The 12,896-nt window shown below is 40.7% G+C and carries 13 protein-coding genes; 3 read left to right on the top strand and 10 right to left on the bottom strand.

The features are described 5' to 3' along the window. A partial coding sequence (locus AB1721_01145; GenBank protein ID MEW5805324.1) for a hypothetical protein occupies positions 1-401 on the top strand: 401 nt, incomplete at its 5' end. Between the two features lie 12 nt (positions 402-413). Here AB1721_01145 and AB1721_01140 read toward each other — a convergent pair. From AB1721_01140 to lepB, 8 genes are all read right to left on the bottom strand, one after another. Continuing rightward, the gene (locus AB1721_01140; GenBank protein MEW5805323.1) at positions 414-1,568 is read right to left on the bottom strand and encodes a radical SAM protein; all 1,155 of its coding nucleotides are present in this window, start codon (positions 1,566-1,568) and stop codon (positions 414-416) included. Positions 1,569-2,109: 541 nt separating this feature from the next. Further along, positions 2,110-3,339 carry a cell division protein FtsZ gene (ftsZ, locus tag AB1721_01135; GenBank protein MEW5805322.1) on the bottom strand — a complete coding sequence of 410 codons (1,230 nt, stop codon included), beginning with the start codon at positions 3,337-3,339 and terminating at the stop codon, positions 2,110-2,112. A gap of 15 nt (positions 3,340-3,354) precedes the next feature. Beyond that, the gene (gene ftsA / locus AB1721_01130) at positions 3,355-4,581 is read right to left on the bottom strand and encodes a cell division protein FtsA (GenBank protein MEW5805321.1); all 1,227 of its coding nucleotides are present in this window, start codon (positions 4,579-4,581) and stop codon (positions 3,355-3,357) included. After that, a complete protein-coding gene (gene ybeY, locus AB1721_01125) occupies positions 4,578-4,982 on the bottom strand; it encodes an rRNA maturation RNase YbeY (GenBank protein MEW5805320.1) in 405 nt (134 codons plus the stop codon). Before ybeY ends, ftsA begins: the two co-directional genes overlap by 4 nt. An 88-nt stretch (positions 4,983-5,070) precedes the next feature. After that, positions 5,071-5,547: a GatB/YqeY domain-containing protein gene (locus AB1721_01120; GenBank protein MEW5805319.1), complete on the bottom strand. Its 477-nt coding sequence runs from the start codon at positions 5,545-5,547 to the stop codon at positions 5,071-5,073. Positions 5,548-5,683: 136 nt separating this feature from the next. Beyond that, positions 5,684-5,953 (bottom strand): hypothetical protein, encoded by a 270-nt coding sequence (locus AB1721_01115; GenBank protein ID MEW5805318.1) that lies wholly within the window; start codon positions 5,951-5,953, stop codon positions 5,684-5,686. A gap of 44 nt (positions 5,954-5,997) precedes the next feature. After that, positions 5,998-7,347 (bottom strand): histidine--tRNA ligase, encoded by a 1,350-nt coding sequence (gene hisS, locus AB1721_01110; GenBank protein MEW5805317.1) that lies wholly within the window; start codon positions 7,345-7,347, stop codon positions 5,998-6,000. Between the two features lie 224 nt (positions 7,348-7,571). Then, the gene (lepB, locus tag AB1721_01105) at positions 7,572-8,117 is read right to left on the bottom strand and encodes a signal peptidase I (GenBank protein MEW5805316.1); all 546 of its coding nucleotides are present in this window, start codon (positions 8,115-8,117) and stop codon (positions 7,572-7,574) included. 217 nt (positions 8,118-8,334) lie between these two features. Here lepB and pth point away from each other — a divergent pair, with 217 nt between their 5' ends. Beyond that, positions 8,335-8,868, top strand: coding sequence for an aminoacyl-tRNA hydrolase (gene pth / locus AB1721_01100; GenBank protein ID MEW5805315.1), 534 nt, complete (start codon positions 8,335-8,337; stop codon positions 8,866-8,868). A gap of 31 nt (positions 8,869-8,899) precedes the next feature. After that, positions 8,900-9,547: a 2'-5' RNA ligase family protein gene (locus AB1721_01095; protein ID MEW5805314.1), complete on the top strand. Its 648-nt coding sequence runs from the start codon at positions 8,900-8,902 to the stop codon at positions 9,545-9,547. A gap of 43 nt (positions 9,548-9,590) precedes the next feature. On the opposite strand, the gene AB1721_01090 is transcribed toward AB1721_01095, so the two are convergent. After that, positions 9,591-10,247, bottom strand: a complete 657-nt coding sequence (locus AB1721_01090; protein ID MEW5805313.1) for a hypothetical protein — start codon at positions 10,245-10,247, stop codon at positions 9,591-9,593. A gap of 3 nt (positions 10,248-10,250) precedes the next feature. Continuing rightward, a complete protein-coding gene (locus tag AB1721_01085; protein ID MEW5805312.1) occupies positions 10,251-12,872 on the bottom strand; it encodes an AAA family ATPase in 2,622 nt (873 codons plus the stop codon). Positions 12,873-12,896 lie beyond the last annotated feature (24 nt).

Genomic DNA, 12,896 nt, shown 5'->3' with positions numbered 1-12,896 from the left:
CAATAAAAAATTCCTGGGATAATATTGTTAAAACCCTCATTCATGAATATATTCATATTGTTTTATTTGATAACCAAAGATTAAGAAAGATAATCCGGGCAACATCAAGACCGTATCCTAAATTTTTCAATAAAATCTCTTGGAAAACCGGTTTACCAAAGGAAGTAATTGCCGAAGAAATGCTTGTTTCTTCTTTAATCCCAGAAGGAGAACTCTCTAATCTGCTTTTCCCAAAACTGAAGCCATGGATTACAAGTCGTAAAGCTGATGTTTTGGAAGAATCCAGAAAAAGAGTGGCAGAGATTATGAAACCGTATGTTGTAGAAAGACATCAAAATAAAATTACAATCGGGGACTATCTCTCTAAACTTAAACGGGCAGTCAAATCTTTAGACAAATAGATCAGCTCCCGTTTAGCGGGAGCTGATTTTTCTTGGATCATTAATAATCCGAAAATTGTTAGCCTCCAATCTATCGGCGACGGCGCTGATTATACTCATCCAGGATTCAGCGTAAGTATTTTGAGGATTTTTCGCTCCGAACGGCATTTCTGGATAATCCCCGAGACAACCAAGGGTTATGAACGGATACCATGGCTGTTTTGAAGTTTTACGATGAAGGCGCTGGAACTGGTCTTGAAACTTTCGATAGCCTCGCGAGACCACGATAGAATCAAGCCCATCTCTGACATTGCCGAAGATTCTAATTTCTGATGGTTTGCCAATGGTGTCGCACCACATGACCGAACCATCATATTCAATCGTCAAGAATCTTTCGCAGACCCCAGCGAAAATACAGTCGACATCTTTACCTCCAGACAGAACCTGAATAATGCTTACGAGATCAGAGATCTCGACTTCAGGATTGTCTTCTTCCAGCCAAGCATCCAGCAGAGCGATCATAAAAGTAGCATGCTCTTCAGGCGTAGCCGCTATCTCAGATCTATCGCCGAGGCGTTCGCGCTCATGAAGGTGAGAAAACTTCATTTTGGTCACGCCGAGCGATCTCAGGAAGACGTAGACTTCAGCCGCGTGACCGACATTCGCCTTGGTGATGGTTGAAATAACATTCACATCAATTCCATACTCAACCATTAGTTTGATCGCTTTGATGACTTTATCTGCTGATCCGCGGCCGCTACGATCCACGCGAAAGACATCGTGCATAGCTGCCGTACCATCTAAACTGGTGCCGACATGGAAGTGGTTTTCCATAAAGAATCTAGCCCAGTTTTCGTCGACCAATAGTCCATTAGTTTGAACAGTGTTTGCTGACTGACGACGTCTCTTGAAAACCTGACGCTGAATTTCTACTGCTCTCTGGAAAAATTTCAATCCAGCAATCAATGGCTCGCCGCCATGCCACATAAAGTTCACTGGTCGTCGCGTTCCGGCGAAGGCTGCAATCAATGCCCCAAGCGTTTCTTCGGACATAACATTGAATTTGTCAACAGAATCGCCAAGAATAACACGAAAGTCTTCTTTGCGTGGCGGACCATAGTAACAGTAATCGCATCCGAGATTACAGCTGAGAGAAACGGGCTTGATAATCGGTTGCAGCGCTTGCATATCATTATCCTTTCTACAGATTGAGTTGGTTTTGAAAGTGCGGTTAAAATAGGAGGCTGGCAATCAGCCAGCCTCTTTTGATCATCCACCGAGATCAGGCTTTACGCCAAGGATACGGCCCGCCGCGACCCTTGTTCCATTTACCGGAATAGACGCGTGTGGCAACATATTTAGCGAAAACCTTACGACCAATTGCTCTCATAGAAGACACCTCCTTTCTTTTGAAATTTTTAAGAACTGCTCTTAGTATCTCTCTCTCTGGGTTTTGTCAAGGGTTGGGAATAAACAAAAACTCTCGGTTGTTTAAACCGAGAGTTTGGTTAGGTTTTTATCCTATATCTCTAGGACATCCGATGTCTGGTTTAAGCATAAAAATGGAAAACTCCGCAAAAGCGGAGTTCTCCAGTGTCTTCGGGTTCTGGGCCAAAGCCTTTCGCCTGAAGACATTGTTAGTATCGCAGAGAATCTCTGTTTGTCAAGAAAGTCAGTAAATCAAGTTCACTCCGGCGGTACCGCCGGTGAGACAGCTTGAGATTGGGGTTTAAGATTTTTTCAATCTTCTTAAAAAGGCCGGCTCTTCTTCCAAAGATTCAAACGGCTCAATTTTTTCTTTTAAAACATCGCGGGTCAACAAACTGGTTTCTTCTTCTGCGGTTGATTCTGCCGATTCACGGTCAAAGGGCAGAGTTGAAGCTTCTTGAAACCGGTTAAAGCCGGTGGCAACAACAACAATCTTTAATTTATTTTTCGGCAGACGATGGTCAAAGTTGGCGCCAAAAATAACCCGGGCGTTTTCAGAAATTGAATTAGTGATAGTTTTAGCCGCTTGCTGAACCTCAACCATATTCAAACTGCCCCGGGCAGAGATATTAAACAAAACGCCTTTAGCGTCATCAATGGTAATATCTAATAAAGGAGATTGGATTGCTTGAGCGGCAGCTTTTTCCGCCCGATCCTTGCCCGAAGCAACCCCGATGCCCAAAAGCGATTCTCCGGAATTTTTAATGATTGTTTTCAAATCAGCGAAGTCAACATTAATCAATCCCGGCTTCATAATTAAATCATAGATTGCCTGAATGCCTTCGCGCAAAATTTCGTCAATCTCCCAAAAAGCTTTTTTCAAAGAGGTATTAACATCAATAATGTTGAAAATTCTGTCATTGGGAACCGTGACCAAAGCGTCAACTCTTTCTTTTAAAAGCAAGTGGCTTGCTTGGGCAACCTCTTGCCTTTCTTTGCCTTCAAACGAAAAAGGCAAAGTCACCACGCCAATGGTGACAATGCCAAGAGATTGGGCAATTTCAGCAACAATAGGCGAGCCGCCGGAACCAGTACCGCCGCCAAGGCCGCAGGTAATAAAAACCAACTCCGCTCCTTCTAAAGCTTTAGCGATCTGCTCTTTGCTTTCTTCAACTGCTTTTTGGCCAATCTCCGGATTCATGCCAGAACCCCGTCCACGAGTTATCTGTCTGCCAATCTGAATTTTTTTACTCGCTTTAGTGTTTTGGAGATCTTGAGCATCTGTGTTTAGAGCGATTGTTTCCAATCCCCTGACTATTCCCTGAATCCGAGTCAAGGCATTGCCGCCTGCGCCGCCAATGCCAACCAACTTCATTTTAGGCATAGAAAAATCTTTTCTTGAAGCCGGCAGAACTTTAAAACTGGTTTTAACTTTATCTTTAACTGTTGATTTTGCTTCGGCCGGCTTTTTCTTTATGACCCGTTTGGCTTTTGGTTTTTTCTGTTTTTTTATCTTTGATTTTTTAGGCATAAAAATAATAAAAAATTAAGGAATAAAACTTTCCCAAAGTTTTTTAAAAAACCCAAACAAGCCCCGACCAAAATAAGAGCTTTGATGACTGCCAAAAAAGGATTCTAGCTGCCAAAGAATTAAACTATAAGCATTAAGATACTGGGGCGGGACTTCGTCTGGGAAATAATTCCGATGATGGTCCAAACCGCCCTTTCTAACTGATAACTTTAGTTCTTTTTTGACCAGCTGGCTAAGATAAGGCATTTCCGCGCCGGCGCCATAGATGACCGCTCCGGCTGGCAGTTTCCCGGCTTTGCCTAATTTTTTCAGTTCATCATTAACAAAACCAAGAATCTCGGAAAGCCGAGCTTCAATAATCTCGGCTAAATGCTTTTTCGTCACCACTGCTTCTTCGCCTTCAACAAAACGGGACAGCTCAATCTCTTCTTTTTTGCTTGCTTTTGAGGCCAGGGCCTGGCCAAAACCGGTCTTAATCCTTTCGGCGCTGTCAAAATGAATCTGCAAAGCGTTGGCAATATCATTGGTAATGTTTTGCGAGCCCAAAGGAATAACCGCTAAATAAACCAAATTATCTTCTTCAAAAACCGTCAAAGAAGTGGTTTCGGCGCCAAAATCAATCGCACAAACCCCCTCTTCCCTATCTCGCTTGGGGATTAAGGCCTTGGCAGAAGCTAACGGATTGGCAATCAAAAGATTGGGTTTTAAGCCAACAATGCCCAAAGACTTGTTTAAGCCAATCATTGCTTGGCTAAAAATATCAATAACTGTTGCTTCAAGCGTTAAACGGCTGCCCTGCATCCCAATAACTTCCCGGATTTTGTCAATATCATCAATAATATAATATTGAGGAATCACATGAAGCACGGTTCGGTTTTGCGGCGATGGCAGCGCCTCAACTGTTTCTAAAATCCTTCGCTGGTCTTCAGGGCCAATCTCTTCGTCCGGCCGGGAAACAACAATACTGCCCTTGGCAAATCTTGTTTCTAAACATGGCCCGCCAAGCAAAATATTTGCTTCGCTAATCTCTTTTTTGCTAACTTCTTCTATCTGGCGCAAAACCTCGCTAATTGACTGGGCCGCATCGCCGGGATCAAAAATAATCCCCCGTCTAATACCAGAGGATTTTGCTTCAGCTCGGGCAATAATCTCAACTACTCTGGACTTTAAATCAATATCAGCCAAAACCCCTTTGACCGAATGGCTGCCCAGATCTAAAACAAAAAATAAGTTAGAATTCATAAACCTATTTTAGCACAAATTTCTGCTTCTTTGGCAAGCATCAATTTTTCCTGTTTTTGAGTTTGATGGTTAAAGCCGGCCAGGTGTAAAATACCGTGAATAAGGAAATATTCTAAAGACAAACCGGATTTTTTTATTTCTTCCGGACAAAGATAAACCTCCCCGCCGCCGGAAAGACCAGCTAAAAAAAAATTATCCGGTAAACCCAAACTGATAACAGTAGTCGGACCGGATTTTTTTAACAGTTGCCGATGAAGTTCTTCCATCTGCGAATAATCAACCAGATAAACCTCAAGCCACCAGCTGGGCCAAACTTCCAGATGTTTTAAAACAGACTTAATGGTCTTTAGCAATTCGGTTTTTTTTACCTTATAATGACTGAAATTTTCCAGAACTATCATGAAAACGATACTAATATACTAATTGTGCTAATAATACAAAGATAATAAAAGAATTAGCATCTTTCGGGCTATTAGTATATTAATATCTTTAACTGCCCAGCAATTCCTTGGCTATTTTTGAAACCAAACCCATATCGGCCCGGCCCTTAAATTTCTGGGCGCACTCTTTCATTAAAACGCCCATCTCAACTGCGCCGGCTGCGTTTGGCGCAGACCCAAGAGGGGCAATCAGTTCCTCGAGTTCTTTTTTAATCTCTGTTTCTGAAAGCTGTTTTGGCGCGTAAACAGAAATTATCTCCAGTTCTTTCTTCTCCTGTTCAGCCAGATCTTGGCGCCCGGCTTTTTCATAAACCTCAATAGCTTCGCGGCGTTTTTTTATCTCTGATAAAACCACTTCCTGGACTTCTTTGTCTGTTAAAACCGCTTCTAATCCCGCTTTGCCCTGTTTATCAATTTCTTTATTCTGTAAAGAAGCAAGTAAAAGCTTTAGAGCTTCATATTTAAACTTATCGCCTGATTTAAGAGCGTTTATAGTATCGGATTTAATAGTTTCTAAAAGAGTCATTTGGGAAAATTCAGTTCTCAATTTTCAATTTTCATTCAATTTTCAATGACCAACACCCCAGTTTGAATGTTTGAAAATTGAAAACCGCGATATTTATTGTAAATTGCGAATTGGCAATTGGAAATTAAAATGACTGCTATTTTCTGGTAATCCCCTTCAGAATTCTTTTAGCCATTGCCACTGCTTCTTCCGGAGAATAACCAAATTTCAGCTGTTTTCTAATCAGCTTTCCCATAGCTAAACTGTGTTTGGCTTTAGCCTTAACTTTGTTTTTGGAAAGTGTTTTATGGTGAAACCTGTTCCTTCTTGCCTCTAACAAAATGCCTGATTTCTGAATTCTTTTAGAAGCCCGATAAAGAAAACTTGACTCTGTTTCGCCTTCTTTTCTTTTAACTACAATTGCCATTGCTTTAATATAATTAACCTAATTTTACTATAAAAATGCTGTTTTTACAATGATTTTTTCTTAAGCCGTTTCTTAACTAAATTAATGACTTTCCCCAAACTCACGGTTTCCTGTGCCCCGGTTTTCATATCGCGAATAATAATCTCGCCATGAAGCGCTTCTTCTTGACCTAAAATTAAAGCAAAGCGAGATCCGAGCCGGGCTGCTGATTTAAGCTGCGGTTTTAAATTGTCAGACCCCAGATCAAAACCGATTTTAATTTTGGCTTTTTTAAAATCTTCAAAAAGCTGGAGCAGTTTTATCTTGGCCAAATTGCCAATCTGAACCAGATAAACATCTACAAAACCATCATTGGGGTCCTTATTTATTAAACTGATTATTTTTTCCACCTCAAGGGCAAAGCCGCAACCGGGCGTGTCCGGACCGCCGAATTGTTTAACCAGATAATCATACCGGCCGCCGCCGGCAAAAGCAATTGAATCCCTCTTGTCCTCAAAAACAGTCTTCGCCCCCAACTCTTGGCTATCAGCCCTGAATTCAAAAACTGTCCGATTATAATAGTCCAAGCCCCGAACAAGGCGAGGGTTGAGCAGATAAGGGATAGCTAAACTGTCTAAATGGTCTAAAACTTTTTTGAAATGAAGGTTGCAGGACTTACAAAGATAATCTAAGCTTTCCGGCGCTTGGGTTTTAGATTCAAAACAAAGCTTATTTTCACAATTCAGGAGCTGAAGCGCATTTTTTTTATATCGATTCCGGCAATCCGAACAAACTCTTTTCAGCTTATAGCGATAATGTTGTTTCAAAGCCCGACGATAAATTCGGCGGCAACCAGAACAACCAATGCTGTTAATCTCTACATAACTGTTTTTAAGGCCGAATTTTTTACTAATTTTTAAACCCAACTGAATTAATTCTGCTTCAACAATCGGGTTGTCAGAGCCAAAATATTCAAATCCGGCTTGCCAAAACTGCTGATGTTTGCCAGTAGAAAAATCCCCCTGATAGAACATTGGCCCCCAATACCAAAGTTTCACCGGCTGGGGCCAATTAAACATACTATTTTGAATATAAGCTCGGGCCGATCCAGTGGTCGCCTCGGGACGGAGAACTAATTTATCTCTGCTTTTGGTTTGGCAAACATAAAGTTGTTTATTCGCAGTCCCCCCTTCTAAACCAAGGCTTCGTTCAAATAAAGCCTTGCTTTCCAATAAGGACAGCTCAATCCTCTCGTAATTATAAAAAGCAGCTAAATCAGAAATGATATTTTCCAGTTTTTCAAAATAAAAAACTTCTGGCGGCAAGATGTCCTGAATGCCCCTTGGAGCTGACAATAACCGTTTAGTTTTTTCCCGCCCAACTGATGGGATTGCTTTTTGTGGCTTTTTGGACATTCTCTTTTCCTAATTTTTCTGGCTGCGTTAAATCTCGTCGTAGCGAGACATAACGAGACGAAGCGAGACAAAATAAGATTTTAGATTTTAGGATATAACTTTTCTCTTAATTCATTATTCATAATTCATTATTCCTGATTCCAATTTTGACAATGTAACCCCATTCTGCTGTATGGATGGGTTTTCAACAATGAAACAATGAAGCAGTGTTGCAATGAAATTCACTACTGGGCAAACACTGTTGCCGCTTTAATCGGCCAAAGCCTTAACCAAACCCGGCCAATAATATCTTCTCCTCCCAGCAAACCCCAGCGCCTGGAATCATAAGAGGCAGACCGATTGTCTCCCAAAACAAAATATTGGTTGTCGCCAACCTCGATTCGAAAATTGCCTTCGGTTGTAATTTCCTTAGCTAAATAAGGCTCAGACAAAACTAACCCCTGGGGATATTCTTCTGAATAAACAGTAATTTGGCTGTTTTTTATCTCTATGGTCTCTCCGGGCAGGCCAACGATTCTTTTGATGAAAAAATAATTTTCCTGAATTGGCGAACGCAAAACAATCACTTCGCCTCGACCCGGCTGGCGGAGACGGAAAGAAAGTTCATCAACTATCAAATAATCATTTTCATGGAAATTCGGCTCCATTGACTGGCCCTTAACAAAAAAGGGCTGGATAATAAAAAATCTGATTGGTAAAATAATAATCAGAGAAAGCAAAATAGATTCTAAAAGCTCAAGGGAAAAGATTTTAAACTTACGGAAACTCATTTTAAGCAATCTTATCAAAAAATCAGCAAGATGACAACTCCTTGGCTTCATTGCTGTCTCTTGCCAATTTACTAATCAGCACCAATAATACTATAAGATTGATTGGTAGCTATTAGTAATAATTCGTAAATTAGTAGGGTTCTATTGGAAATTGATTCATTGAAAATTCATTGAAAATTGAAAATTATTCTAAAATCTATAATCTAAAATCTGACCTATGGACAAGTTAATTATTGGCTTAGGAAATCCGGAAGAAAAATACGCCAAGACTAAACACAACATTGGCAAGGAATTTTTAGATTTTTTATCAAACAACTCGTTAAACCAACAAGGCAATTGGAAAAAAATCTCGAAGCTCCCGGCGGAGATAAAAACCAAAAACAAACTTGGCTTAGTTAAGCTTTCAGCTTATATGAACCAATCAGGCCCGGCAATAAAACAGCTTTTGAACTACTACAAACTGCTTCCGGAAAGAATCTTGGTTATTCATGATGACACAGATTTGATTTTTGGCAAAGTTAAGTTTACTCACCAAAGTTTAGCCGCCGGGCATCATGGAATTGAATCAATTATCCGGGCCATAGGTTCAAACCAATTCGCCCGAATCAGAATTGGAGTTAGGCCGGAAAATTCAGAACAAAAAGCGGAAGCTTTAGTTTTAAGGAAGATCACCAAAAAGGAAGAACAAATTATTGAACAAGTATCTTTCCCTAAAGCTCTTGATTTAACCAATCAATGGCTTGAAAGCTAAATGTTGTCATGAGAAGCGAAAAATTGAAAACATGGTCAAACAAAACCAAAATTGTATATGGGTGGGTATAGGAATTGAAGTGCCGATGGGATCACAAATTTGTCGTGAAATTATTAAAGCAAATAATTTACTTGTTGATAAATATAGAGCAAAGAAAGGTTTTTCAGGAAGCAAGCATCCACATTTAAATCTTTACGATTTAAGTGTGCCGAATGAAAATATTAGATTAATAGCAGAAAAATTAAAGGGCATCTCAAAAACGCAAAAAAGCTTTACCGTAAAGATCGAAGACATAAATTATTTCCATTTTGGATTGATTTTTCTGAAAATTGAGAAAAGCGACGCTTTGGTAAAACTGCATGAAAAAATTGTGGAAGAAGTGGCAAAACTGAAAAGTGGTTGTATTGACGCAGATTATTTAACCCCACACAGAAAATATACCGCAAGACAAAAAGAAATGCTGATGCGATATGGCAATCCTTTTGTGCTGGATCAATTCCAACCGCACATTACAATCGGCCATGTCAAAAATCAAGAGGATAAATTGGACAAAATAAGAAAAAGACTACGTGAATTAATCTCTATGACAGAAATTAAAATCTACAATATACATTTTGTGGCGGGTAACGAAAAAGACAAACTGATGCTCGGGAAATTCAATCTAATTTCTACGGAATAGTGAATAAAACTAAATATCGTTATAGAACATAACAGCGCCCGAATTAAACTCTGGGCTTAATTCCCGAAGAAATCAATAAAGCAAGAAGGGCAAAGACAAATCCAACTATTTGGTTAGAGCTCAACCGGCCAAGAATAAAGCGCAAGCCAAAAATTAAAAACAGTAAAGTTAAAGCCGCGCCGGTAAAATAGCCAAACGGCAAAAAATAAAAGATTAAAAAAAACTGGGATAAAACAAAGGAGAAAATCCCGGCCAGAATTTTTTTCAGTTCAGGAAAAGACAGCCAAATAACTGAATAAGAAAAAACCAAGAACAAAAGCCAGGTAAAAATAAAAGCGAATTTCAGGCTTGAAGCCAGGTAGAAAAGCTCAAAAAAAACTAAAAAACTTAAACTATAAACCAGCCACTCTTCTTTGGCTTTAGTCTTAATTGGTTCAAAAACAAAAAAATAAGCCAAAGCAAGCAGGCTGATAAAAAAATAAGCGAAAAACCCGCTAAACAAAAAAATGCTTAGACCGCCAGCCAAAAAAATAATCAGTTTTAAAATCCGAACCTTGATTGGCTGAGAAAAGCTGATTAGTTCAATTAAAGCCGCCAAAGTTAACAGGCTGAACCACCAAAAAGACAACCTGAAAATTTCACCAAATAGGAAAATTGCCAGAACAAAAAAGCTGATAAAAAGATGCTTTGTTTTAACCATTAACTAAACTTTAACCTCAACCTTGCCTTTTTTAGCGGAAACCGTTACCTTGCTTCCCTGCTTAAGCTTACCCTCAAGAGTTTTTTCTGCCAGAGGATCAATGATCAAGCGCTGGATCAAGCGTCTTAGCGGCCGAGCGCCAAAATTCGGGTCATAACCTTGATTGCCCAAAGCTTTTTTAGCGGATTTTAAAACATCAAGTTTAATTCCTTTGGGCTTAAGCCGGAGATTAATCCGCTCCAACTGAAGATCAACAATCTTCAAAATGTCTTCTTCGGTCAAAGAATTAAAAACCACCAGTTCGTCAATTCGGTTCAAGAATTCCGGCCGGAAATGAGACCGCAGGCTTTCCATAATCTTTTCTTTAAGATTTTTTGATTCTGATTTTTCTGAAGTCCGAAAACCAAGATGAGACATTTTTTTAATGTACTGGCTTCCGACATTTGAGGTCATAATAATGATCACGTTTTTAAAATTAACGGTTCTGCCCTTCCCGTCAGTCAGCCGGCCGTTATCCAGTATCTGGAGCAAAATGTTAAAAACTTCGGCATGGGCTTTTTCAATTTCGTCAAAAAGAATTAAGCTGTAGGGCCGGTGCTTGATTATCTCTGTCAACTGGCCGCCTTCTTCATGACCAACATAACCCGGCGGCGAACCAATCAACCGAGCCACCGCATGCCGCTCCATATATTCAGACATATCTAAACGAATTAAGCTTTTCTGGTCGCCAAAAACAACTTCAGCCAAAACCCTGGCTAATTCAGTCTTGCCTACTCCGGTCGGGCCAAGAAACATAAATGAACCAATCGGCTGATCTGCCTCGCTTAAACCGGCCCGAGACCGCCTTAGCGCCCGAGCCACCGCAGAGATTGCCTCTTCTTGGCCGATGACTCTTGAAGATAGGATTTTTTCAAGATTTTTAAGTTTTTCTGCTTCTGACTCTAAAACCTTATCTACCGGCACTCCGGTCCACCGAGAAACAACTTTGCCAATCTCTTCTTCTTTAACCGCTTCTTTAATAAACTTGGTATTTTTCCGGGAATGAAGTTTTGTCTTTTCAGCATTCTTAAGCCGCTTTTCCAACTCCGGGATCTGGCCATAAACAATCTCCGCAGTTTTAGAAAGGTCGCCGCTCCATTCAGCTTGCTCTGCTTCAAACCGAAGTTTTTCTATCTGCAATCTTAAATCATGGACTCTATTGACCTCTTTTTTCTCTTTTTCCCATCCTTTGGTCAATTTGCCGCTTTCTTCAACCAAAGACTCAAGTTCTTTTTCTATTTTTTTCAGCCGCCTTTTTGATGAAGCGTCGGTTTCTTTTTTCAAAGCTTCTTTTTCAACTTCCAGCCTCCTGATTCGGCGCCTCAGCTCATCAATTTCTTGAGGGACGCTTTCCATTTCCAAACGCAAAGACGCAGCCGCTTCATCCATTAAATCAATGGCTTTGTCAGGCAAAAACCTTTCCGTAATATAACGGGTTGACAAATCCACTGCGGCGACAATCGCGGCATCAGTAATCTTTACCCCGTGGTGAACTTCATATTTTTCTTTTAGACCCCTTAAAATCGCAATTGCGTCTTCGCGGTTTGGTTCATCAACAAAGATTGGTTGAAACCGGCGCTCAAAAGCCGGATCGCGCTCAATATAACGTTTAAATTCCTTTAGAGTAGTGGCGCCAATCGCATGAAGCTCGCCCCGGGCCAAAGCCGGTTTAAGCATATTAGAAGCGTCAATTGAGCCTTCAGCCGCGCCCGCGCCAACTAAGATATGGACCTCGTCAACAAAGATGATATACCTGCCTTCTGAAGATTTTATCTCTTTAAGAACAGCTTTTAACCTTTCTTCAAACTCGCCCCGAAACTTTGTCCCGGCAATCAAAGAGCCAATATCTAAGGATAAAAGCTCTTTGTTTTTTAACGGTTCAGGCACTTCCTTAGCAACAATCATCTGAGCCAGTCCTTCAACAATCGCGGTTTTGCCGACCCCAGGTTCGCCAATCAGAATCGGATTATTTTTGGTCCTGCGGGACAAAACCTCCATCAGCCGCCTTAATTCCCTTTCTCGGCCGATAACCGGATCTAATTTCTTCTCTTGGGCCAGCTCGGTTAGATTAACCGTGTACTTTTCCAACAGCTTGAACCGACCGGAACCAGACGAGTCAGTAATTTTCTCTCCGCCCCTTAACTCTAAAACAGCTTTTTCCAATTCAGCCAGATCAAGCCCCAACCCCTTGATGAACTCACCGGCCTTGGTTTTGGACTGGACCAAAGACAGAAACAGATGCTCCGGAGCAATATACTGATCCTTAAATTTAACCAATAACTCGCCAGAACCTTGCAGGGCCTTAACCAATTCCTGAGAAAGATAAAATGGGCCGAATGGGGACGGTTGGCCCAAAGAAAAAATCTTGGGCATTGCCTCTAATTTTTTTTCCGCTCTTTCTGACAGCTCTTCTAAATCAAATTCAAACTTCTCAAATACTGCCGGGACAATGCCGTCTTCCTGCCAAAGCAAAGCTAAAAACAAGTGAAGACTGGTAATCTCCGGATGGTTTTTCTCCGCGGCAATTTCTTGCGCTCTTTGCAAAGCTTCTTGAGCTTTGTTGGTAAAACGATTAAAAGGATTCATCCCGTTAGAAGCAAATCGCGATCT

The sequence above is a fragment of the Patescibacteria group bacterium genome (assembly GCA_040753135.1).
Taxonomy (GTDB): domain Bacteria; phylum Patescibacteriota; class Minisyncoccia; order UBA6257; family Brennerbacteraceae; genus JBFMGR01.
The sequence above is the reverse complement of the archived record's forward strand: the minus strand, read 5'-3'. Positions and strand labels throughout refer to the sequence as shown.